Here is a 23662-nt window from a genome sequence, read left to right as displayed (position 1 = left end):
GATCCGCATCACACCCGGAGGGCGTTGAGCCGTGACTACCAGAGAACATGACACATCGGTCTACGAACAGATGCAGGCCAGCGGTGAGTTCCAGGAGCTGAGGCGGCGCTTCAGGGCGTGGACCTTCCCCATGACGGTGGCGTTCCTGGCGTGGTACCTGCTGTACGTGGTGCTGTCGGCCTGGGCGCGCGACTTCATGGGCATGAAGCTCTTCGGCAACGTCAACGTCGCGTTGATCTTCGGTCTGCTCCAGTTCGTCTCCACGTTCTGGATCGCGTGGGCCTACGCCAAGCATGCGGAGAGGAAGCTCGACCCCATCGCCGACAAGCTCCGCCACGAGGTCGAGGAGAAGATCCAATGAACCTCTCCGCCATCCTGTTCCTCACCTTCGTCGTCGTCACGCTGGGCATCACCTTCTGGGCCAGCCGCCAGACCAAGACCGCCGCCGACTACTACGCCGGCGGCCGGTCCTTCAGCGGCTTCCAGAACGGCCTGGCCATCGGCGGCGACTACATGTCGGCCGCCTCCTTCCTCGGCATCGCGGGCATCATCGCCCTGTCGGGCTACGACGGCTTCCTCTACTCGATCGGCTTCCTGGTGGCGTGGCTGGTCGCGCTGCTGCTGGTGGCCGAGCTCATGCGCAACTCGGGCAAGTTCACCATGGCCGACGTGCTGGCCTTCAGGATGAGCCCCCGCCCGGTGCGCACCGCGGCGGGCGTGTCCACCATCGTGGTCAGCATCTTCTACCTGCTGGCCCAGATGGTGGGCGCGGGCGCGCTGGTCGGCCTGCTGCTCGACATCCACTCGCCCCAGGGCAAGGTCTGGACGATCGTCGGCGTCGGCGCCCTGATGATCATCTACGTGGTGATCGGCGGCATGAAGGGCACCACCTGGGTCCAGATCGTCAAGGCCGTCCTGCTGATGGGCGGCGCGGCCCTGGTGACGGTGCTGGTGCTGGGCAAGTTCGGCTTCAACCTCTCGGCGCTGCTGGGCGACGCCGCCGCGCAGAGCGGCAAGGGCGAGGCCTTCCTCAAGCCCGGCCTGAAGTACGGCACCGAGGCGCAGGGCCTGGCCGGCAAGATCGACCTGATCAGCCTCGGCCTCGCACTCGTCCTGGGCACCGCGGGCCTGCCGCACATCCTCATCCGCTTCTACACCGTCCCGACCGCCAAGGACGCCCGCAAGTCGGTCCTGTGGGGCATCGGCATCATCGGCACCTTCTACCTGCTGACGCTCGTCCTCGGCTTCGGCGCCGCCGCCATCGTCGGCAGCAAGGCCATCACCGCGGGCGACAAGGCGGGCAACACCGCCGCCCCGATGCTCGCCGAGCGGATCGGGCAGGCCATCTTCGGCCCCGTCGGCGGCACCATCCTGCTCGCCCTCATCGGCGCCGTGGCCTTCGCCACCATCCTGGCGGTGGTCGCGGGCCTGACGCTCGCCTCCTCCTCCAGCTTCGCCCACGACCTGTACGCCCACGTGTTCAAGCACGGCAAGGCGACCGAGCGCGAGGAGGTCGTGGTGGCCCGGCTGTCGGCGTTCGTCATCGGCGCCATCGCCATCGGCCTCGGCATCCTGGCCCAGGGACAGAACGTCGCCTTCCTGGTCGCCCTCGCCTTCGCGGTGGCCGCCTCGGGCAACCTGCCGGCGATCCTCTACAGCCTGTTCTGGAAGAGGTTCAACACGGCCGGCGCGGTCTCGGCCATCTACGGCGGCCTGATCTCCGCCCTCATCCTGGTGGTCTTCTCGCCGGTCGTGTCGGGTTCGGCGACCGCGCTGTTCAAGGACGCGAACTTCGCCTGGTTCCCGCTGTCGAACCCGGGCATCATCTCGATCCCGCTCGGCTTCTTCTTCGGCTGGCTCGGCACCGTGCTGAGCAAGGAGTACAACGCCGCCAAGTACGCCGAGATCGAGGTCCGCTCTCTGACCGGCGTCGGTGCCGAGAAGGCGGTCCAGCACTGACCCTCCCGCCGCCAGGGCCCGGCTCCTCAGGGAGCCGGGCCCTCCGTCATGCGGGCGGCCGCGGTACGGCCGGAGCGCTTCAGCGGGAGGCCGCGTCCAGCAGGGCCAGCTCCTCGCCGCTCAGCCGCAGCTCGACGGCGTCCAGCAGCGGCTTGAGCTGGGCCGCCTCCCGCACGCCTGCCAGCGGAGCGGCGACGGTCGGCTGCGCGAGCAGCCAGGCCAGCGCCACCGACGCCTGCTCGACGCCCCGGCCGGCGGCCACGGTGGCCAGCGCCTCCAGCACGCGCGGTCCCCGCTCGGTGTTCAGGTACTCCCCGGCCCTCTCGGCGCGCGGGCTGTCGACGACCGCCCCGGGCGTGTACTTGCCGGTCAGGAAGCCCCGGGCCAGGCCCGCCCACGGCGTGCTCGACAGGCCCTCGCGCGCCACGACATCGCGCAGCTCGCCCTCGTAGCCGCGCTCCACGAGGTTGTAGTGCTGCTGCAGCGCCACGTACCGGGCCAGCCCCTCCTCGTCGGAGACGCGCAGCGCCTCGGCCAGGCGGGGCGCCTCGTAGTTGGACGCGCCGAGGTAGCGCACCTTGCCCTCGCGCACCAGCGCGTCGAAGGCGGCCAGCGTGTCGGCCAGCGGGGTGTCACGGTCGTCGACGTGCGCCCAGTACAGGTCGATGCGGTCGGTGCGCAGGCGGCGCAGCGAGTTCTCGACGGCGGTGCGGACGGTGGCGGGCGACAGGCCCTGGAAACCGGCCAGCATGCCCACCTTCGTGGCCAGCACGATCGAGTCGCGGTTGCCGCGCTCGGCCATCCACTCGCCGATGATGATCTCCGAAGTGGGCTCGCCCGTCGCCCAGCTCGGATACACGTCCGCGGTGTCGATGAAGTTGCCGCCCGCCGCCACGTAGGCGTCGAGGATCGCGAAGGACGCCTCCCGGTCGGCGGTCCAGCCGAAGGTGTTGGTGCCCAGGCAAAGAGGGAACACGGACAGGGCCGTGGTGCTGATCGTTCTCACCGGGCTATTATGCGCGGGTCTCATAAGGAGGCCGGATGGCGGGCCGGGTCATGGTGGCGGGCGGCCTGATCGTCCTTGCCGTCCTGACCGTCGTGGTCGCGGCGGGCGTGCTCCTCGGCGGTGCCCGGCGACCACCCGAACGGCCGGCGCCGAGCACGCCCGCCGTACCGGAGGCCTCCGCCGGGATCGGCAGGGTCACCGAGCAGCGGCTCGACGAGCGGCGCATGGAGCTGACGATCGAGTCCGCGGCGCTGGAGGCCACCACCAGGGTCCGGCTGCTGCTGCCCGAGGGCTGGTCGCGCGACGCCGACCGCACGTGGCCGGTGCTGTGGCTGCTGCACGGCGGCCTCGACAGCTACACCTCGTGGACCGCCAGGACCGACGTCGACCGGCTGACCAGGGACACCGGCGTCATCGTGGTCATGCCCGACGGCGGCAGGTGCGGCAGCTACTCCGACTGGTGGAACGGCGGCGCGGGCGGCGCCCCCCGCTGGGCCACCTACCACCTGAAGGAGCTGCTGCCGTTGCTGGAGTCCCGCTACCGCGCGGGCAGGCAACGCGCCATCGCCGGGTACTCGATGGGCGGGCAGGGCGCGATGCTGTACGCCGCCGCGGGCCACTTCCAGGCGGCGGCCTCCTTCAGCGGCGCCGTCCACATCCTGGAGCAGGGAGTACCGCAGGCGGTGATGGCGGGCACCACGGTCGGCTGCTTCGGCACCGACTGGAAGCGGATCTGGGGCGACCCCGACGCCCAGCGCGACATCTGGCGCGCGCACAACCCCTACGACCAGGCCGGCAGGCTCAGGGGCGTGACGCTGTACGTCGCCTCGGGCACGGCGGAGTTCTGGCAGGACCCCGCCGAGCACCTGGCGGGCAAGGCGGCCAAGGCGTTCGCCGCCCGGCTCGACGAGCTCGGCATCCCCGCGCGGACGCACTTCTACCCTGGCAGGCACGATCACGCGCACTGGCAGCGGGAACTGCACCGTGCCTTCCCGCTGCTGATGCGCGCTATCGGCGCTCGCTGAGCCCTGTCGCTCGCCGTGTCCAGTCGGTCGTCGTGTCCCCGTCGGTCGTCGTGTCTGTGTCGCCTGCCGTGTCCCTGCTGCTCGGCGGGTCCCGGCTGCTCGCCGTCCCCTCACCGCTCGGCGGGCTCCTGCCGCCGGCCGGACTCCTGGGGGCCCGGCTCGGCGTGGTCGGTGAGGGCGAGCGCGCCGGGCGTGAGCCACCACACCACGACCCCGGCCCCCAGCATCAGCGCGGCTCCCGCGGCGCCCGTGACCGCGAGCGAGTCGGTGAAGGCGGCCTGCGCCTGGCGCGCCAGCGCCGCCCCCGCGGCGCCCGCCTCGCGCGCCACCTCCAGCGCGCCGCCCAGTGACTCCTGTACGGCATGCGCGGGCAGGCCGTCGGGCACCACCAGATGGGCCCGGTAGACGGCCGCCGCGACGCTGCCGAGCACGGCCACACCCAGCGCGGCGCCCAGCTCGTAGCTGGTCTCCTCGATCGCGGCGGCGCTGCCCGCCTTCTCCGGCGGCGCCCCCGCCATGATCACCGCCGAGGCGATGGCGAGCGACCCCATGCCCGCGCCCACCAGCAGCAGCGACAGCGCGACGGGACCGTAGCCGAGCGGGCTCGGCGCCACGAAGAGAACCAGGAAGCCCACCCCGGCCACCAGCAGGCCGCCCGCCAGCACCGTCCGCGCGCCGATCCTGGCCGCCAGCGCGGGCGCCAGCGGCGACATCACGAACGCGCCGACGGCCGTCGGCAGCATGCGCACGCCGGTCTCCAACGGCGAGTAGCCCATGACGAGCTGCATCCACTGCGCGAGCAGCAGCATCATCGCGGCCATCGCGATCGAGGTGGTCAGCGCGGCCACCGTGCCCGCGCTGAACGACGGGCTGCCGAACAACCGGATCTCCAGCAGCGGGTCCCTCCTGGTCAGGCAGCGTCGCACGAACCAAGCCAGCGTCACCGCGGCCGCCGTGAGCGCGATCCATCCCACGGGCTGCCCGGCGTGCTTGATGCCGTAGACGAGCGCGACCATGCCGACGATCGACAGCAGCGTGCCCAGGGCGTCCCAGCGTCCGGGGCGCGGGTTGCGCGACTCGGGCAGCAGGATCAGCCCCGCCAGGATCGCCAGGGCCATCACCGGGACGTTCACCAGGAACGCCGCGTGCCAGCTGAACGCCTCCAGCAGCAGCCCGCCGAGGATGGGGCCGAGCGCGCCGCCCAGCGCCGCCATCGCCGACCAGACGCCGAGAGCGGTGGCCCGTTCTTTGGGGTCGGTGAAGACGGTGCGGATCATCGACAGCGTCGACGGCATGATCATCGCGCCGCCCACGCCGAGCAGGGCACGGACCGCGATCAGCCCGGCGCCGCTGTCCACCAGCACCACCGCGACCGACGCCGTCCCGAACAGCGCGAACCCGCTGATCAGCATCCGCTTGCGGCCCCACCGGTCGCCGAGGGCGCTGACCGTGACCAGCAGCCCGGACACGGCCAGGGAGTAGGCGTCGACCATCCACAGCAGCTCGATCGCGCCGGGGCGCAGCTCCTCGGAGATGGCCGGCAGCGCCACGTTGAGGATCGTCAGGTCCATGACGACGAGCAACAGGCTCGCCGACAGGACGGCCAGCGCCGCCCAGCGGCGTTTGGTGGTCATCGGGCTGTTCCTTTCAGCCGGTCTGGTGGTCGCAGGGTCTCGCGTCGGCCGAGGGACAGGCCGTTGCCCGCCGGGGTCGTTGCCCGCCGGGGTCGTTGCCCGCCGGGGCGGTGGCCCGCCTGGGACCCGTTGCCCGCAGGTCCGGGTGGAGCCGGTCAGCCGGCCCCGCGGAAGAAGGTCTCGACCAGCAGTGCCGGCATGTCCCTGCGGGCCACGTCGCCCCTGCGCAGGCTCTCCCGCGCGCCGACGAGCAGGCCGTACCAGGCGTTGCTGATCCAGCGCACCGGCAGCCCGGCGCGCAGGACGCCGGCCCGCTGAGCGGCGGCGAAGAGCGCGATCTCGCGATCCTCCAGCTCGTCGGCGCGGCGCAGCAGGTCGGGGTTGACGCTCATGGCGTGGTCGGTCAGCGCGAACCCGTGCTCGTCGGCCACGTCGACCAGCGCGGTGAGCAGGTCGCTCAGGGTGCCGCGCAGGCGGTCGGGGTCGCTCTCGGCGGCCGCGGCGGTGATGCCGACGGAGTCCTGCGCCTCCTCCCAGCACGCCAGTGCCCGGCTGCCCAGGGCGACCAGGAGGTCGTCACGGCTGGAGAAGTGCCGGTGCAGGGTCGCCCTGCTGACGCCCGCGACCTCGGCCAGGTCGGCCATGGAGGCGGTGGGCCTGGTGTTGAGGTGGTGGATCGCCGCCGTGACGATCTGCTCCTCGGTAACCGCCATCGTACACCTCCGTCTCGTTTGCGACACTAATGTCTCAAACGCTACACCATCACGTCAAAAACGGTGATCTCTCCTTGGCGGCAGGGCTCACGCGGCAGGGCCTTGGTTATGTTCGGGCTGTGCACGAGACCTCCTCGCCGCCTGACGCGGCACCCATCCACCAGGCCATCGACGCAAGCGACTCGAGGACGCGGATTCTGGACGCGGCGGAGGAACTGTTCGCGGGCGGCGGCTACGCGGCCACGCCGACCTCGTTGATCGCCAAGCTGGCGCAGGTGCCGAAGGGCCTGCTGTTCCACTACTTCCCGCGCAAGATCGACGTCCTGGTGGCGCTGGTGGACGAGCGGACGCTGGTGGAGGAGGTGAAGGAGGTCGACGCCGTCCCCGGCGATCCGGCCCGCACGCTGTCGAAGCTCGCCCGGCGGCTTCCGCTGCGCGCCTCACCGGCGATGCGCCGCATCCTGTTCAGGGAGGCCGACACGCACGGGTCGGTGCGCGAGCGGCTCGGGAGGCTGAACGGCGAGCTGATCGGCCGGGCCAGGTTCGCCCTGGAGCTGGCGCTTCCCGGCAGCCGAGGCGACAGGGCGCGGCTGGAGGTCGCGGCGGCGACGTTCGCGGCGGTGCTGCTCTACCAGGAGAACCTCTGCCAGCTGACCGGCCACCAGATCGATCCGGACGCCGTCGCCGAACTCATCGCCCACTCCCTGGTCTGAACCCCCGCCACCCCCGTCCCTGCCCCGCCGTACGGACATCGCCAGTGTGACTTTGGGTGTTTTTGTCCGAGATGATGGCGGTTCGGGCACGCGGACGCGCCCGGTCACACGAAACGGGGGCAGCACAGGTGGGACAGCGGATGACGCTGGTGGGCCGGCGGGCCGAGATCGCTCGGCTCGTCAACACGATCGACGCCGGGCGCAGCGCGGCCACTGCCATGCTGCTGCTCGGCGAGGCAGGCACGGGCAAGACGGCGCTGCTGGAGGTAGCGGCCGAGCACGCGCGAGACGCCGGCACCCTCGTGCTCGCCGCGCGGGGATGCGAGGCGGAGGCGGAGCAGTCGTTCGCCTCGCTGCACCAGCTGCTCGTGCCGCTGCTGCCCAGGGCAGGGGACCTGCCCGCGCACCAGCGGGAGGCGCTGGAGACCGCCTTCGGGATCGTCCCCGCCACCCGGCCGCACGACCCGATGGTGCTCAGGGTCGGCGTGCTGGGTCTCCTGGCCGGGGTCGCCCGAGAACGGCCGGTCCTGCTGGTCGTCGACGACGTCCAGCACTTCGACCGCGACTCCCTCGACGTCCTCGCCTTCGTGATGCGGCGGCTCGGTACCGAGCCCGTGACGGTGCTGCTCGGCGCGCTCGGGCACACCCGGCCGGACGGCCTGGCCGCCGACCTGCCCACTCTCGCGCTGGCGCCGCTGAGCCGCCAGGCGTCGGCGCGGCTGCTGGACGCCCAGCCGGAGCCGCCCACCGGACGGGGCCGCATCGACGTGCTCGACCAGGCCGCCGGCAACCCGCTGGCCATCATCGAGCTGTGCCACGCCGTACGGGCCGGGCACGCGTGGCCGGGCGGCGGGCTCCCGCAGTCGCAGCGCATCCAGGAGATGTTCGCCGCGCGGCTGCGCGCGCTGCCGGCGGCAACCCAGCGGCTCGTCCTCTACGCCGCCGCCTCCGAGCACGGCGACCTGGACACGATCATGGCGGCGGCCGGGTCGGGCCAGGACCTCGGACCGTGGGCGCCGGCCGAGGAGGCGGGGCTCATCGTCATCGCCGACGGCCGGGTGGCGTTCCGGCACCCGCTCGTGCGCGCGGGGTCCTACTACAGCGCCCCCGCGCATCAGCGGCAGCGGGTGCACACGGACCTCGCGGCCGTCCTGGGCGCCGATCCCGGGCGCCGCGCCTGGCACCTGGCCTCCGCGTGCCAGGGACGGGACGAGTCCGTCGCGGCGGCGCTGGAGGACAGCGCGGAGCTCGCCGAGCGGCGCGGCGGCCTCTTCGCGGCCGCGCGGGCGCTGGAGCGCGCGGCCGAGTGCAGCCCGGCGACTGAGGACCGCGCGCGACGGTACGCCAAGGCGATCAGGGTCATGAACAACGCGGGCGACTCCTCGTGGGTCCGCGAGCTCTATGAGAAGGTCACGGCCCTGACGCGGGACCCCGACCTGCTCGGCATGGCCGCCGGTTGCGCCGGCATGGCGCTGTCGCTGCTGGGCCGCCAGCGGGAGGCGTTCCGGCTGCTGATGCAGCCGTTCGAGCGCGACCGGCCCACGGACGGCAGGACGGCGCTCGCCGTGGCGTCGGCGCTGGTGGCGGTCGCGTTCCAGTCCGGGCTGCCGGAGGTGCGGCGGGTGCTGGCGCACCTGCTCGACGGGGTCGAGGCCGGGCCGAACGAGTCGCCCTACGCGGAGCTGGCGGAGGCCGCGAGCTTCGACGCGGTGCGCGCCGTGGTCCAGGCCGCGGTCGACCCGTTCGCCATCGCCCCCGTCATGGCGCAGCGGCTCGGCCGGCGCAATCCGCCGCCGGCGTCGACGGGCGTGGTGGAGGCGACCCGGCTGCACGGGCTCGGGGGGATCAGCTACTGGGCCGACGAATCGGACATGTGCGTCGCGTCCTTCCGCCAGGCGTTCGCCATGTACCGCGCGTTCGGCGCCATGGGCGTGACCGCGCAGTCCCTCACGCCGATGGCCTCGGTACTGATCGACACCGGCCGCTGGGCGGAGGCCGACGAACTGCTCGCGGAGGCGGCGACGCTCGCGACCGTCCACAGGTGGCGGCACGTCGAGATCGACGTCGAGGCGCTGCGCGTCACGCTGCGCGCCCTGCGCGGCCGGCCCACCGGCGGCATGCCGGACGACCCCGAGTGGACGGCCGTCGCCCTGGAGGAGAACCGCGCCACCCACGCCCGGCTGCTGCACGCCGCCGGGACGGCGGCGGCCGCGGCGGGCGACTTCGACGGCGCGTTCCGCCACTTCCGGCAGCTGTTCGGGACGGACGGCGCGCCGCTGCACTACTTCCTGTCGCCCCGCTCGATCACCGACCTCGCCGCCGCCGCCCAGCGGATCGGCCGCCAGGAGGAGGTGGCGCCGATCATCGACGTGGTGCGCGAGGCCGCCGGCCCCCAGCCGACCACCCGCATGACGCTGCTGCTGCACCACGCCGCGGCCCTCGCCGGTGACCCTGAGCAGGCCGAACGCGACTTCCGGCTGGCCGTCGTCAACCCCGCCGGTGACGAATGGCCGCTGGCCCGAGCCAGGGCTCGGCTGCACTACGCCCAGTGGCTGCGGCGCAAGCGGCGCCCCCTGGAGGCCCGCGGGCTGCTCACCGTGGCGCTGGAGGCGTTCACCCGGCTCGGCGCGTCCGGCCTCGCCGACGAGACGCGCGGAGAGCTGCGGGCCGCGGGCGCCGCCGCCACGCCCGCCGACCCCGATCCGCTGTCCGAGCTGACCGCCCAGCAGCAGCAGATCGTCCGGCTGGCCGCGCGCGGGCTGCGCAACCGGGAGATCGCCGAGCAGCTCATGCTGTCCCCGCGCACGATCAGCTCGCACCTGTACCAGGTGTATCCGAAACTGGGTGTGAGCAGCCGCCACCAGCTGCGCGACTTCTTCGACGACCTGTGATCGAGCCTTCGCAGCCGTGACGAACGAGAGGTGAGCCCGTGGGATCCGCTTCCGAGGATCGTCGCGTCGTCCTCGATCCGCTGGTGCAGCGGCTCGTGGACGCGTCGTCCGCGCCGCCGTACCTGCACCAGCTGGGGCCGGTGGACGGCCGGCAGGCGCTGCTGGAGAGCCAGGGACACCCGCGCGACGACTTCGGGGTGGAGGTCGAGTTCCGCGTCGCGCCGGTCGGGCCGTCCGGGCTCGTCGGCTTCTGGGTGTTCCGGCCGGTACGGCCGGCCGGGCACCTGCCGGCGGTCCTCTACGTCCACGGCGGCCGGTGGATGCTCGGTGACGCCCAGACGCACGCGCGGCTGATCTGCGAGCTGGCCGAGCGCAGCGAAGCGGCATTCGTCGTGCCCGAGTACAGCCGCACCCCGGAGGCGCGATACCCGGTGGCCGTCGAGGAGTCCTACGCCCTGCTGACCTGGGTGGCAGAGCACGCCGGCGGCCTGGGGCTGGACGGGCGGAGGCTGGCGGTCGCCGGTGACTGCGCGGGCGCCACCATGGCGACGGCGCTGACGATGCTCGCCAAGCGACGCGGCGGGCCCCGGCTACGGGCGCAGGTGCTGTACTACCCGCTCGTCGACCCGCGCGCGGACACCTCCTCGCGGCGGGTGTTCGCCTCCGGTTACCTGCTGACGCGGGAGGCGCTGGAGTGGTACTGGGAACAGTACCTGGACGATCCCCTGGACGCCGCCGAGCCCACCGCCTCGCCACTGCGGGCGAGCATCGAGGCGCTCGCGGGCCTGCCGCCGGCGTTGATCGTCACCGCCGAGGCCGACGTGGTGCGGGACGAGGGCGAGCTGTACGCGCGGCGGCTCCTGGCGGCCGGGGTACGGGTGACCGCGGTGCGCTACCAGGGAACGGTGCACGACTTCGTGTCGCTGAACGCCGTGCGGGACAGCCCGTCGGCGCGTACAGCGGTCCGGCAGGGCGGCACCTTCCTGCGGGAGGCCCTGGGGACGGGGCGCTGAGCCCTGGTGGAGCCGCTCGGCGGCCTCATCCGAAAAGGACAGTCAACATACTGATGCGTCCCGCGTGAAGGATCGCCAGGCTGAGCTTCATGCACGACATCAAGCCCGTCCTCGAGGACGCCGCGCAGGCGTTCGTCGAGGCGACCAAGAACCCGCCGTTCCTCTACGACCTCGGCCCGGTCGAGGGACGTAAGGCCGTGGACTCCGTCCAGGACGACGACGTCCCCGTGCCGGACGCCGACATCGAGGACCTGACCATCCCCGGCGGGCCCTCGGGCGAGGTCTCGATCCGCGTCTTCCGCCCGGCCGGCGCCGAAGGCGTCCTGCCTGTGGTCCTCTACATCCACGGCGCGGGCTGGGTGTTCGGCAACGCCCACACCCACAACCGGCTCGTGCGGGAGCTCACCACCCGCGCGGGGGCCGCCACGGTGTTCGTCAACTACAGCCTCTCGCCCGAGGCGAAGTACCCCACCGCGATCGAGGAGATCTACGCCACGCTGGTGTGGATCTCCGAGCACGGCGCCGAGCACGACCTCGACCCCACCCGGATCGCGGTCGCGGGCGACTCGGTCGGTGGCAACATGACCGCGGCCACCACGCTCATGGCCAAGCGGCGCAACGGCCCCAGGCTGGCCGCGCAGCTGCTGTTCTACCCGGTCACCGACGCGAACTTCGACACCGGCTCCTACGAGCAGTTCCAGTCGGGATACTTCCTCAGCCGCGACGGCATGAAGTGGTTCTGGGACCAGTACACGACCTCGCCCGAGCAGCGCGCCGAGATCACCGCCTCGCCGCTGCGGGCCTCCCTGGAGGACCTGGCAGGGCTGCCGCCCGCGCTGGTGATCGTGGCCGAGGCAGACGTGCTGCGCGACGAGGGCGAGGCGTACGCCGCCAAGCTCCGCGCGGCGGGCGTGCCGGTGACGGCGGTGCGCTACCAGGGGATCATCCACGACTTCGTGATGGTCAACGCGATGCGCGACACGCACGCGGCGACGTCGGCGACCCGTCAGGCGGGCGAGTTCCTCCGCGACGCCCTGCACCCCTGACCTCTCCGCTTCGCACGGCTCGCGTCCGCGCGGGCCGTGCGCCCCTGACCTCTCCGCTTCTTACGGCTCGCGTCCGCGCGGGCCGTGCGCCCCTGAACGGCGTGCGACGCCGCACGCCGGCGCGCTCCTGACGGCCTGCGCCCCGTGCCGCACCGGCCTCGGCCGGCGCGCGGCTCCGCGTGCCGTACAGCACAGAAAGGAAACCTTCATGGCAAGCACCACCCCCACCGTCGTCCTCGTGCACGGCGCGTTCGCCGACTCCTCCAGCTGGTCGGGCGTGATCGCCGAGCTGCAGGCGCAGGGCGTCCCCGTCGTCGCCCCGCCCAACCCGCTGCGCGGGCTGGCCGCCGACGCCGCGTACATCGCGTCCGTGGCCGCCCAGATCGAGGGGCCGGTCATCCTGGTCGGCCACTCGTACGGCGGCGCGCTCATCACCGTCGCCGGCGTGAGCGAGAACGTCGTCGGCCTCGTCTACATCGCCGCGTACGTCCTCGAAGAAGGCGAAAGCCTCGGCGAGCTGCAGGGCCGCTTCCCGGCCTCGCCGCTGGTCGCCAACCTGCGGCAGGCCACCTATCCGGTCGCGGGCGGCGACCCGGCGGTCGAGGTCACCATCACCCCGGAGGCCTTCCCCGAGATCTTCGCCGCCGACGTCCCGGCCGAGGCGACGAAGGTGCTCGCGGTGACCCAGCGCCCGCTGGCCGCCGGCGCCTTCACCGAGACCGCCTCGGCGGCGGCGTGGAGGACCAAGCCCTCCTGGGCGCTGGTCGCCTCCGCCGACCAGGCGATCAACCCCGAGGTCGAGCGGTACGGCGCCAAGCGCGCGGGTGCGACGATCGTCGAGGTCGAGGGCGCGTCGCACGCCGTCGCGGTCTCCCGGCCGCGAGAGGTGGCCGCCATCATCCTCGACGCCGTCCGCGGCACCTCGGCCTGACACGACTCCGGCCGGCCCCGGCCTGCCCGACGGGAGCCCGGCCGGCCCCGGTCCTGTCTGACGCGAACCCGCCGGCCCCGGCCGGCCTGACGCGAACCCGGCCTCGCGCGGCGCCCCGCCGCGCGCTGGTTCGACCGTGACCTTCACGCGCCGCCGTACGGGGAGGCGGGTCGTGCCGCCGAGGTGACGGTCACACCGGGGCGAGGTCGCGGGTGAGCGCGGTGAGCTCGTCCATCGCCGTCCGCAGGTGGTGCATCAGCCGCCACGCGTCGTCCACCCGGTTCGGGCAGGCGACGACGCCGAAGTCGAGCGCCCCGTCGTAGGAGAAGCAGGTGATGTTGACCCCGCCGCTGACATCGGTCAGCACCGACACCGGGTAGTACGACAGCACCCGCCCCCCGCACAGGTACAGCGGGAACTGCGGCCCCGGCACGTTGCTGATGATCAGGTTGATCGGCGGGCGCGCCACCGAGGCCAGCTTGAACACCGTGGGCGTCAGCGCCGAGATCGGCGCGGGCAGCATCGCGCACAGCTCGCTCAGCCAGCTCGCCGGCGACATCGCGAACCTGCGCTTGGCCGTGCGCATGGTCTCGCCCGTCTCGAGCAGCCGCTCGCGCGGGTCGGCGACGTGGGTCGGCAGCGGCGTGATCATGGCGGAGATCTGGTTGCGCGCGCAGTCGCGCCCCGCCGTCCGGACGGCCACCGGCACCGCGGCGATCAACGGCTGGCCGGGCAGCGCGCCATGCTCGTCCAGCCAGGCCCGCAGTGCCGAGGCGCAGATCGCCATCACCACGTCGTTGACGCTCAGGCCGAAGCTCTTGGCGACCTGCTTGACCTCCTTCAACGGCACCGAACCGAAGGCGAAGCGGCGCTCGCCGCTGATGGGGCCGTTCAGCGGGGTGCGCGGCGCCGACAGCGACGGCAGTTCGGGGCGCGGCCGGTCGTCGCCCGTGACGAACCTGGCGGCCCTGGCGATCAGCCGGGAACCCGGCAGCGTCGCGACGACGGGGATCGCGTCGAGGTCGCCCGCGGCCCTGGCCAGCGAGCGCACCGCCTTGACCGGATGGGCGGCGGTCCGTACGGCGGCGCCCGCCAGCATGTCGAGCAGCCGTGGCGCCGGAGGTGGCGGGCACGAGGGCGGCTCGACCGTGCGCGGCTCGGGGGAGAGGTCGAGCAGCGCGGCCAGCGTCTCGGCGCCGGACACGCCGTCGATGGCGGCGTGGTGGACCTTGGTGTAGACGGCGACCCTGCCATCGGCCAGCCCGGTGATCAGGTGCATCTCCCACAGCGGATGCTCGCGGTCGAGATGGCGCATGTGGAGCGCGGCGACGGTCTCGGCCAGCTCCGCGTCGCCGCCCGGCGCGGGCAGCTCCACCTCGAACAGGTGGTTGTCGATGGAGAAGCCGGGGTCGGGCGCCCAGTAGGGCAGGTCCAGCCCGAACGGCACGCCGGTCACCCGCAGGCTCAGCGCCGGCGACAGGTGCAGCCGCTCCAGCAGCAGCTCCGCCAGGCCCGCACGAGTGATCGCACCCGACGGAGCGCAGCTGGGGTCGAGGATCGCCACCCCCGCCACGTGCGCGGCGGTCGTCGCGGACTCGGCACTCAGGAACTGCGCGTCGAGCGCGGTCAGCTGCGTCATCGGGCCTCCCTCTGCACGATGCGTCCATCGTGCCTCTTCAGGATTTCAGGAACGTTTCCGCAAAAGTCTTCCAGATGAATTCCAGGACGCAGACCAGCGATTGTCCGGAGCTTTATGACCTCCCAGCTCAGGTAATGGAAGTGACATTTACCTATCCGCTGGTCACCAGAATAGGGTGCCGGACGACCGCGTCGAAGTGGTAGCCGAAGGGGTGCCAGGACCGCTGGAGCGGCTGGGAGGCGCCGCTGTCGTCGCGGGCTCTGGCGAGCAGGGCGTGCGGGCCCTCCTCGCGCGGCGTCCAGGCGATCCGCCAGGGCAGCCAGGCGTCGTCCTGCAGGCCGCGCCGCTCGGCGGCATGCCAGGTCAGACCGTTGTCGGCGCTCACCTCGACATGCGTGACCCGGCCGGTGCCCGACCACGACCTGCCGTACAGGACGTGTCGCACGCCGGCCTTGAGCATGGCCGGCCACGGCAGCTCGAACGCGCTTTTCACGGTCATGGTCGTGACCCCCGGGTAAAAAAGAGTGTTCCACGGCGTGAGCAACTCCTTGGTCGACACCTCCAGGTCGCCGAGCCATTTGACGGAGGCGATTCCGGCCCAGCCGGGAACGATGAGACGGGCGGGGAAACCGTGGTCGGGAGGGAGGGGCGCGCCGTTCATCTCGTAGGCCACGAGGACGTCGTCGAGCGCCTTTTCCACCGGCAGCGGGCGGCGCACGTGGCCGAGGTTCACGCCCTCGTGCACGAACGGCTGGTCGAGACCCGTCGCCAGCACGTCGACCGCGCCGGCGCGCAGGCCCGCCAGCTCCAGCAGGTGCCCGAGCGGCACGCCCTTCCACCGGGCGACGCCGACCGCGCCCAGGCCCCACTGCATGCCGGGGGCGGCCCGGCGCTGCTGGGTGCCGTAGAAGCGGCGGCCGTTGCCCGCGCACTCCAGCGCGATGTCCCTGGTGCGGGACGGCATGGCGCGCAGCTGGTCGTAGCCGATCAGCAGGTGGCGGCGCAGGCCGCCGCCGTGCAGGCGCAGCCGCCAGGAGGCGGCGTCCACGCGCGGCGTGGAGGTGTGGTTGCGGACGAAGAAGCGGTCGGTGGGGGTGTGGTAACCCTGGCCCGCCATCGCTTCCCAGCGCGTCTCGGCACTGCCATCGTGGAGGGTGAACAGGTGAGCCGGCAGGGGTTTGACGATGGTGTCGGTGGCTAGCCTCATGGTTCCACTAATTCCCTACCTATTAACCATCCAATCCTCCGTGCGCACACCTCGTCAGGGTCAGCGGATCGCCACCAGGATGACGTCGCCCCCCATCCGCCACGCGCGGCTCAGCGGCCGAGGAACGCCAGCAGCCTGTCGATCGGCCACGTATTGATCACGTCGTCGGGCGTCAGCCACGCGCGCTGCGCGATGCCCACGCCGAAGCGCTGGTTGCCCAGGTGCGGGATGGCGTGGGAGTCGCTGTCGATGGAGAACTTCACCCCGTGGTGCTTGGCCAGCCGTACCAGGTCGGCGGGCAGGTCGGAGCGGTCGGGAAAGGAGTCGATCTCCATGGCCGTGCCGGTGCGGGCCGCCGCGCGGAAGACCGCCTCCCAGTCGGCGTCGACGGGCTGCCGCTTGCCGATCTTGCGGGTGGTGGGGTGGCCGATGACGTCGACGTGGGGGTTCTCGCAAGCGGCGATGAAGCGCCTGGTCATCTCCTCGCGGCTCTGGGTGAAGTGGGAGTGGACCGAGGCCACGCACACGTCGAACTGGCTCAGCACCTCGCCCGGCCAGTCGACCGAGCCGTCGGGCGCGATGTTGAGCTCGGTGCCGTGCAGCAGCCGCATGCCGGGGTAGGCGTCCTGCAGCTTCCGCAGGGCGCCGCGCTGCTCGATCGCCTTGTCGAGCGTCATGCGCTGCATCGCCAGGTCGGGGGCGTGGTCGGTGACCGCGTAGTAGGCGTAGCCGAGCGCGTGGGCCGCCGCCACCATCTCCTCCAGCGAGGCGATGCCGTCGGTGAGGTCGGTGTGGGTGTGAAGGTCGCCCAATAGATCCTCCAGGGTGACCAGCGCGGGCAGTTCACCGCGCAGCGCCGCCCGCACCTCGCCGCCGTCCTCGCGCATCGTCGGCGGCACCCACTGCATGCCGAGCGCGGCGTAGATCTCCTCCTCGGTCTGCGCCGCGATCACCCGCTCGCCCTCGAACAGGCCGTACTCCGACAGCTTCCAGCCCTTCTTCACCGCCATCTCGCGGATGGCGACGTTGTGCTCCTTGGAGCCGGTGAAGTAGATCTGCGCGGCCCCCCACGACTCGGCCGGCACCCTGCGCAGGTCGATCTGGATGCCGCTGGTCGTGCGCACCGAGGTCTTCTTGTCGCCGGCGGCGATCACCTCGGCGACGTACGGCTGCGCCCGGAACTCCTCCATGATCGACTCGGGCGCCACGGCCAGGATGTCGATGTCGCCGATCGTGTCCTTCATCCGCCGCAGCGACCCCGCGTAGGCGATCCGCTCGGCGCTCAGGCTCGCGATGATGCTCTCGGCCAGCGACATCGCCACCCCGATGTGGACCCGTCGCCCCGCCTGCTCCAACTGCTCGATGCCCTTGACCAGGTTGGCGAGCGTCTTGGGCCCCAGCCCCTTGACGCCGTCGAGCCGCCCCGCGCCGATCGCCTCGGCCAGCGCCGCAGGGGAGTCGATGCCGAACTCCTCGAACAGCATGATCGCGGTCTTGGGGCCGAGCGTCGGCACCCTGGTCAGGCTCCGCACCCCCGCGGGCACCCGCTCGCGCAGCGCGTCGAGCTGGCGGAAGCTGCCGCGCTGCAGGAACTCCTCCATCTTCAGCGCGATCGCCTCGCCCACACCCGGCACCTTGCGCACGTCGACCTGCGCGATGTCGTCGGGGAACCCGGCGATCGCCTTGGCCGCCTTCTGGTAGCTGCGCACGCGGAAAGCGTCGCCACCGGTGAGCGCGAAGAGCTCCGAATACTCCTGAAGGGCGGCTGCCGCCTCGTCGTTAGCCCGTGCCATGCGCCCCAGCGTAGGGGAGCGCTCTGACACTTCCAGATCACGGATCGGCCTGAATTGAATGTCGCCCCTTGTGTCAGGTCAGGTGCGTTCAGTACGAACGGATCTGAACCATCTGGAGGAACTTCGTGCGCTTACGTGTTCTGATCCCTCTGCTGTCCGTTCTGCTGCTTCCCTCCGGTACGGCTGCCGCCGACCCCACGCCACCCGTCAGGGACTTCGGCAACGGGGCCGACCGCAACGAAGAAGCCGCCGGAGTGGGGCGGTCCGCAGCCGAGTCCGCCAAGACCCTGCGTGACGTCGCGCCCGAGCTGACCTGGCGCGCCGACCACAGCCGCGGCTACCCCCGCACGAACACGCTGCCGATCCCGCCGGAGAACCCCGCCGACGCCTCCATCAAGCTCGGGCTCGTCCCGCACCACGCCATCGCCGCGAGGCTCAACCGGCTCCAGGCCGTCGGCGACAGGGTCAGCGCCGAGGTCGTGGGCCGCTCGGCGGGCGGGCGCGAGATGTACCTGGTCACGGTCACCGCCCCCGAGAGCGCCGCCGAGACGCGCAGGCAGGAGCGGCTGCGCCGGCAGATCGCCGAGGGCAGGCAGGTCGACGCCAGGCGGTACAAGGCGCCGGTCTTCGTCAACGGCAACATCCACGGCAACGAGTGGGAGGGGACCGACGCCAACCTGCGCGTCATCGAGGAGCTGGCCACCAGCACCGAGCCCCGGATCAAGGACCTGCTCGAGCGCACCCGCCTGTACTTCAACATCACCGCCAACCCCGACGGCCGCGTGCTCGGCCAGCGGCCCAACGCCGACGGCTTCGACCTCAACCGCGACTTCGTCACCGCCTCCCAGCCGGAGACGCGGGCGATGCGCCAGATCATGATCGACAACCAGCCGGTCGTCATGATCGACCTGCACGGCTACGTCAACGGCACCCTGGTCGAGCCGACCACCCCGCCGCACGGCGCCAACTACGAGTACGACCTGTTCATCAAGAACGCCTACGCCAACGCGCTGGGCATCGAGCAGGCCATCCTCGCGCTCGGCTACACCCCCGAGAAGGACGGCACGTTCCCGCCGCAGATCCCCTTCCGCGACTCCGCCGAGGGCTGGGACGACTGGCCGCCGATCTTCACACCGCAGTACGCCCCCTTCCACGGCGCGGTCGCCTCGCACACCATCGAGTTCCCCATGCGGGTCAACGGCAGCGAGTACACCAACCAGCCCGTGGCCGAGCTGCGGCGCCGCAGCCGCATCAACGTCGACATCGCCGCCGCCGCGATCAGGGCCACCTACACCTTCGTCCAGAACAACAGGGAGAAGCTGGTCGCCGACCAGATCGAGGTGTTCAGGCGGGGCGCGGCGGGCGAGCCGTCCAGGCAGGTGCCGCTCGGCATCGTGCCGGGCTTCGGCCCCGAGGACGTCTACAACACCACCTACCCGCGCGCCTACGCCATCCCCGCCTCGGGCCCGTCGGCCGCGCGCCTGGTCGACCACCTCATCGCCAACGACGTACGGGTCGACAGGGCGCTGCTTTCCTTCCGCGCAGGCGGCAGGACCTACCCGGCCGGCACGTACGTCGTGGACATGCGCCAGCCCAAGCGCGGCCTGGCCAACGTCATGCTGGAGGCGGGCGCCGACATCAGCGGGCGGGTCGACGCGATGTACGACATCTCCGGCTGGAGCCACGGCCTGCTGTGGGGCGCGACCGCCGACCCGGTCGCCGACCGGCGCTTCCACGTCGCGTCCGTGCCGGTCAAGATCGCCTCTCCCACCGGCGACGTGCCGCGCGGCGGCGGGCCGCTCGCGCTGAGACTGGACGACGCCAAGGCGGTGCGCGCGCTCAACGACCTGCTCGGCCAGGGCGTGGCCGTCACCCTCGCGGCCGACGGCAGCGCGATCGTGCCGGCCTCGGCGCGCCAGGCCGCCACCACCGCCGCCGACCGGTACGGCGTGCCGTTCACCAGGGCCGCGCAGACCACGGGCACCCCGCTGTCCAGCGTGCGGATCACCGCGGCCGCCTCCGCCGACGAGCTGTTCACGCTTCGCGAGATGGGCTTCGCCGTCACCCCGGTCTCGACCACCGTGCTCAACGCGGGCTTCGACTGGAGCGGCACCGACGTGCTGTACGTCTCCAGCGGCCTGTCGTTCCCGGCGCTCAACCCCCAGGCCAGGGCGGCACTCGAGGGATTCCTCGCCAAGGGCGGCGTCGTCACCCGGGGCAGCACGGGCGCGAACTTCAACGCCGCGGCAGGGCTGCTGACCGTGACCGCCGTGGCGGGCCGCGGCGACGCCAACGGCGTGGTCAGGATGAACGCCGCGGGCACCACCGGTCCTGGCGCCGTCGGGGCGGGCTCGCCCGCGCACTCCTTCGTCTACTCGCCACGCTGGTTCACCGCGCTCGGCCCCGAGGTGAAGGTCGAGCAGTCCTACGCCGCCGACGGGCCGCTGGTGTCGGGCCACTGGCGGGCCAACCCCGACGGCGGCGGCGGCCCCGAGGCCGCGCGCGGCCAGGCGGCGGTGGTCAGCGGCAGGGACGAGCGGGGCGCGGCCGTGGTGCTCTTCGGTACCGAGCCGATGTTCCGCAACCACCCCAAGGGCCTGTTCCCGCAGGTGGCCAGGGCGCTGTTCTGGACCTCCGCGTCGGCGAAGGTCCTGACCCCGTAGACGGGCTGCGTGGGCGTCCCCCCTCGCCCACGCCGCACACCGCGAGAGCCGGGCCGTACCCCCCTGACGGCCCGGCTCCCGCCTGTCCGGGGACACCCGGCATGACGGCGTCCCGGAGCTGACGTGAGTGAGGCGGCAGGGTCAGGGCAGGCCGATCCACGCGGTGAGGCCCGCTGGAGGATCCCCGCCGCGTGGGCCGGTCAGAAGCGCACCTCGCGCGGCCGGTAGGGCTCGGCCAGGAAGGCCAGTTCCTTGTCCGTCAGCTCCACCGCCACCGCCGCCACCGCGTCGTCGACGTGCCTGTCCTTGGTGGCGCCGATGATCGGGGCGGTCACCCCCGGCCGGCGCAGCAGCCACGCCAGCGCGACCTGCGCGGCGGGCAGGTCGCGGTCCTGCGCCACCTGCGCCACCCGCTCCAGGATGAGCCGGTCGTTGTCCGGGTCGTACAGGTAGTCGATCCTGCTGTCCGAACCGCTGCGCGCGGTGTCGGAGGCCGACGAGCCCGCGCGGGCCAGCGTGCCGCGCGCCAGCGGGCTCCACGGGATCACCCCGACGCCCTGGTCGGCGCAGAGCGGCAGCATCTCCCGCTCCTCTTCTCTGTAGAGCAGGTTGTAGTGGGGCTGCATCGAGACGAACCTGGTCCAGCCGTTGACCGCGGCGACGTGCTGGGCCTTGGCGAACTGCCACGCCCACATGGACGAGGCGCCGATGTAGCGCGCCTTGCCCGCCTTGACCACGTCGTGCAGCGCCTCCATGGTCTCCTCGATGGGCGTCTCGTCGTCCCACCGGTGGATCTGGTAGAGGTCGACGTAGTCGGTGCCCAGCCGCTCCAGGGAGGCGTCGATGGCCGCGTGGATGTGCTTGCGCGACAGCCCCCGGTCGTTGACCGCCTTGCCGACGGGGAAGTACACCTTCGTCGCGAGCACGTAGTCCTCCCGCCGGGGGAAGATCCTGCGGAGCAGCCTGCCGGTCACCACCTCGCTGGCGCCCGAGGTGTAGACGTCGGCGGTGTCGAAGAAGGTGACGCCGGCCTCCGCCGCCCGCCGGACGATCGGTTCGGCCTGCTCCTCGGCGAGCACCCACTCCCACGCCGCGGGATCGCCGTAGCTCATCATGCCGAGGCAGATCCTGGAGACCTTGAGACCACTGGTGCCAAGACGTGCGTATTCCATATTTGCCACCCTATGGGGAATGGTGCGCGGAAAAAGGATCAGAACTAGTCAGGAGAAACGCACATCTAACCCGGCAACGACTCGGGGGCATACACAGGTGAGGTGTCGATGGTCTCGGTCAAGCGCAAAGCAGCCAGGCTCCTTTTCGGATCCCGCTACGAGAAGGTGCCATGGGGACAGCGGGTCTACGTCCGTCCTGGTGAGAGGCTGATCCGCGAAGCGCAGTGGCGTATCAAGATCGCACGGGCGCGGACCGTGTCACTGGACGAATACCGGCGTGAGGTGCCGCTCGGCGAGATCGAGGAGTTCCTCTCCTGCATGATGTGCGGCGAGTCGCGCCAGCAGCCGATGTACGAGCCGACCGGCGGGAACGGCTGGCGCTACCGCGTCGTGCGCTGCCCGTCGTGCGGCTTCCTCTACCGCAACCCCAACGTCAGGCCCGAACGGCTCGGCGACCTGTACGCCAACGCCTACAGCAGCTTCCTGACCGGCAAGTACGCCGAGAACAGGCAGCGCCGCTACACCCTCACCATGGACGCCTTCTCCCCGGTGTTCGACGACGGGAAGGGCAGGCGGCTGCTCGACTTCGGCTGCGGCGCGGGGCTGTTCCTCGAACTGGCCGAGCGGCGCGGCTTCGACGCCGTCGGGGTCGACCTGTCGCCCGACTCGGTCGAGCAGGCCAACGCGAGGCTGTCACGCGCCAAGGCCTACTTCGGCTCGCCCGAGGACGTGCCCGAGATCGCCAGGGGCGGGTTCGACGTCATCACGCTGTGGTCGGTGCTGGCGCACCTGCCCAGGCCGCTGGAGGACTTCGAGCGGTTCAGGGGCCTGCTGGCGCCGGGCGGGGTGCTGCTCATCCTCACGGTCAACGCCGGATCGCTGCTGCTGAAGGCCTACGAGTCGGCGTGGAGCGGGTTCACCAAGAACCACCTGATGTTCTACTCCTCGCGGACGCTGCCGACGCTGCTGCGCCGTACCGGCTTCGCCGGGGTGTCCTACGCGCCGCACTACGGCGACACGATCGAGGCGGGCACCACGCAGCTGCCGGAGGCGATGCGTGCCCGGCTCAGGCGCGCCGTGGACACCAGCGACGGCGGCAACATGATGCGCGCCCTCGCCTTCGCCGACGACAAGGCGGTCGAGACGTGGGGTGGCAGGCTGCGGATCCACCGGATCAGGGCGTGATCATCGTCACGCCCGGCACCGACCCGATCGAGGCCAGCGCCTTGCCCGCGTCGGCGAGCCCGATCGTGCGGGTGACGAGCTGGTCGGGGTGGAGTGTCCCCGCCCTGATCAGCTCCAGCATCGGCCCGTAGGCGTGGGCCGCCATGCCGTGGCTGCCGAGCAGGCGCAGTTCGTGGGCGATCACCCGGCCCATCGGCAACGGCGTGCGCTCGCCGGGCAGCAGGCCCACCTGCACGTGGCGGCCCCTGCGGCGCAGGCTCTCGATCGAGGCGGCGGCCGCCGACGCGCTGCCGAGCGCGTCGATGGACAGATGGGCGCCGCCCCTGGTCAGCTCCATGACCTGGGCGGCGGCGTCGCCGGACGAGGCGTTGACGAAGTGGGTGGCGCCCGCGAGCTCGGCCAGGTGAAGCGCCTCGGTGCTGATGTCGACGGCCACGACCCTGGCCCCCGCCGCCGTGGCGATCATGATGGCGGACAGGCCCACGCCGCCGCAGCCGTGCACGGCCACCCACTCGCCCGGCTTGGCCGCGCCGACGTGCGCGACGGCCCGGAAGGCGGTGGCGAAGCGGCAGCCCAGGGCGGCCGCGGTGGTGAAGGCCATCTCCTCCGGCAGCGCGATGAGGTTGACGTCGGCGTGGTCGATGGCGACGTAGTCGGCGAAGGAGCCCCAGTGGGTGAAGCCCGGCTGCGTCTGGCGCTCGCACACCTGCTGCTCGCCCGCCGCGCAGGACCCGCACGAGCCGCAGGCGCAGATGAACGGGACCGTGACCCTGTCGCCGTCGCGCCACTCGCGGACCTCCGCCCCGACCGCGGCGACCACGCCGGCCAGCTCGTGACCCGGTACGTGGGGGAACGTGGTGATGTCGGGGTCGTGGCCCTGCCAGCCGTGCCAGTCGCTCCTGCACAGCCCCGTCGCGGCCACCTGGATCACCACGCCGTGGGGTGCGGGGGAGGGGTCGGGCGCCTCCCGCAGGTCGAGATCGCCGCCGAACAGGTCGAACATCACCGCGCGCATCTCATGAGCTTAGAGTGAGCTCCCGCGATGCGCGCAAGGGCAGCTCCGGCGCCGGGC

Annotated in this window: 18 protein-coding genes; 10 read left to right on the top strand and 8 right to left on the bottom strand. The window is 72.1% G+C overall.

Translation table 11 applies throughout. From position 1 onward, the window contains the following. The first annotated feature begins 70 nt into the window (after positions 1–70). Positions 71–361 (top strand): DUF485 domain-containing protein, encoded by a 291-nt coding sequence (locus ABZX22_RS09895; RefSeq protein WP_354907500.1) that lies wholly within the window; start codon positions 71–73, stop codon positions 359–361. Further along, the gene (locus ABZX22_RS09890; RefSeq protein ID WP_354907245.1) at positions 358–1959 is read left to right on the top strand and encodes a cation acetate symporter; all 1602 of its coding nucleotides are present in this window, start codon (positions 358–360) and stop codon (positions 1957–1959) included. The genes ABZX22_RS09895 and ABZX22_RS09890 overlap by 4 nt, the downstream gene beginning before the upstream one ends. Positions 1960–2038: 79 nt before the next feature. Here ABZX22_RS09890 and ABZX22_RS09885 read toward each other — a convergent pair whose 3' ends face one another. After that, positions 2039–2965 carry an aldo/keto reductase gene (locus ABZX22_RS09885; protein ID WP_354907244.1) on the bottom strand — a complete coding sequence of 309 codons (927 nt, stop codon included), beginning with the start codon at positions 2963–2965 and terminating at the stop codon, positions 2039–2041. A 35-nt stretch (positions 2966–3000) separates the two neighbouring features. Here ABZX22_RS09885 and ABZX22_RS09880 point away from each other — a divergent pair, with 35 nt between their 5' ends. Next, the gene (locus ABZX22_RS09880) at positions 3001–3990 is read left to right on the top strand and encodes an alpha/beta hydrolase-fold protein (protein WP_354907243.1); all 990 of its coding nucleotides are present in this window, start codon (positions 3001–3003) and stop codon (positions 3988–3990) included. 110 nt (positions 3991–4100) lie between these two features. Here ABZX22_RS09880 and ABZX22_RS09875 read toward each other — a convergent pair whose 3' ends face one another. Then, complete coding sequence (locus tag ABZX22_RS09875) at positions 4101–5624, bottom strand: MFS transporter (RefSeq protein ID WP_354907242.1); 1524 nt, start codon at positions 5622–5624, stop codon at positions 4101–4103. A 155-nt stretch (positions 5625–5779) separates the two neighbouring features. Then, entirely contained in the window at positions 5780–6337 is a 558-nt protein-coding gene (locus ABZX22_RS09870; RefSeq protein WP_354907241.1) for a TetR/AcrR family transcriptional regulator, read from the bottom strand. Between the two features lie 119 nt (positions 6338–6456). Here ABZX22_RS09870 and ABZX22_RS09865 point away from each other — a divergent pair, with 119 nt between their 5' ends. The 5 genes from ABZX22_RS09865 to ABZX22_RS09845 all read left to right on the top strand — a co-directional run bounded on the left by ABZX22_RS09865 (position 6457) and on the right by ABZX22_RS09845 (position 12931). Then, positions 6457–7050, top strand: coding sequence for a TetR/AcrR family transcriptional regulator (locus ABZX22_RS09865; RefSeq protein WP_354907239.1), 594 nt, complete (start codon positions 6457–6459; stop codon positions 7048–7050). Positions 7051–7190: 140 nt separating this feature from the next. Continuing rightward, positions 7191–9941, top strand: coding sequence for an AAA family ATPase (locus tag ABZX22_RS09860; RefSeq protein ID WP_354907238.1), 2751 nt, complete (start codon positions 7191–7193; stop codon positions 9939–9941). 38 nt (positions 9942–9979) lie between these two features. Continuing rightward, complete coding sequence (locus ABZX22_RS09855) at positions 9980–10954, top strand: alpha/beta hydrolase (protein ID WP_354907236.1); 975 nt, start codon at positions 9980–9982, stop codon at positions 10952–10954. Between the two features lie 89 nt (positions 10955–11043). Continuing rightward, positions 11044–12000 carry an alpha/beta hydrolase gene (locus ABZX22_RS09850; RefSeq protein ID WP_354907234.1) on the top strand — a complete coding sequence of 319 codons (957 nt, stop codon included), beginning with the start codon at positions 11044–11046 and terminating at the stop codon, positions 11998–12000. 208 nt (positions 12001–12208) lie between these two features. Further along, a complete protein-coding gene (locus tag ABZX22_RS09845; protein WP_354907233.1) occupies positions 12209–12931 on the top strand; it encodes an alpha/beta hydrolase in 723 nt (240 codons plus the stop codon). 190 nt (positions 12932–13121) lie between these two features. Here the strand turns inward: ABZX22_RS09845 and ABZX22_RS09840 are convergent, their stop codons facing one another. From ABZX22_RS09840 to polX, 3 genes are all read right to left on the bottom strand, one after another. Next, positions 13122–14570: a wax ester/triacylglycerol synthase family O-acyltransferase gene (locus ABZX22_RS09840; protein WP_354907232.1), complete on the bottom strand. Its 1449-nt coding sequence runs from the start codon at positions 14568–14570 to the stop codon at positions 13122–13124. A gap of 151 nt (positions 14571–14721) precedes the next feature. Further along, a complete protein-coding gene (locus ABZX22_RS09835) occupies positions 14722–15777 on the bottom strand; it encodes a sulfite oxidase (protein WP_354907231.1) in 1056 nt (351 codons plus the stop codon). Between the two features lie 110 nt (positions 15778–15887). Continuing rightward, a complete protein-coding gene (polX, locus tag ABZX22_RS09830; protein WP_354907230.1) occupies positions 15888–17570 on the bottom strand; it encodes a DNA polymerase/3'-5' exonuclease PolX in 1683 nt (560 codons plus the stop codon). 125 nt (positions 17571–17695) lie between these two features. On the opposite strand from polX, the gene ABZX22_RS09825 reads away from it, so the two are divergent. Next, the gene (locus ABZX22_RS09825; RefSeq protein ID WP_354907228.1) at positions 17696–20233 is read left to right on the top strand and encodes a M14 family zinc carboxypeptidase; all 2538 of its coding nucleotides are present in this window, start codon (positions 17696–17698) and stop codon (positions 20231–20233) included. A gap of 200 nt (positions 20234–20433) precedes the next feature. Here the strand turns inward: ABZX22_RS09825 and ABZX22_RS09820 are convergent, their stop codons facing one another. Next, entirely contained in the window at positions 20434–21405 is a 972-nt protein-coding gene (locus tag ABZX22_RS09820; RefSeq protein WP_354907227.1) for an aldo/keto reductase, read from the bottom strand. A gap of 255 nt (positions 21406–21660) precedes the next feature. Here ABZX22_RS09820 and ABZX22_RS09815 point away from each other — a divergent pair, with 255 nt between their 5' ends. Next, positions 21661–22590 (top strand): class I SAM-dependent methyltransferase, encoded by a 930-nt coding sequence (locus tag ABZX22_RS09815; RefSeq protein ID WP_354907226.1) that lies wholly within the window; start codon positions 21661–21663, stop codon positions 22588–22590. Here the strand turns inward: ABZX22_RS09815 and ABZX22_RS09810 are convergent. Continuing rightward, positions 22580–23605: a zinc-dependent alcohol dehydrogenase family protein gene (locus ABZX22_RS09810; RefSeq protein WP_354907224.1), complete on the bottom strand. Its 1026-nt coding sequence runs from the start codon at positions 23603–23605 to the stop codon at positions 22580–22582. The genes ABZX22_RS09815 and ABZX22_RS09810 overlap by 11 nt on opposite strands. Between the last annotated feature and the right edge of the window lie 57 nt (positions 23606–23662).

The sequence above is a fragment of the Nonomuraea sp. NPDC003804 genome, assembly GCF_040610675.1.
Classification (GTDB): Bacteria; Actinomycetota; Actinomycetes; order Streptosporangiales; family Streptosporangiaceae; genus Nonomuraea.
The sequence above is the reverse complement of the archived record's forward strand: the minus strand, read 5'-3'. Positions and strand labels throughout refer to the sequence as shown.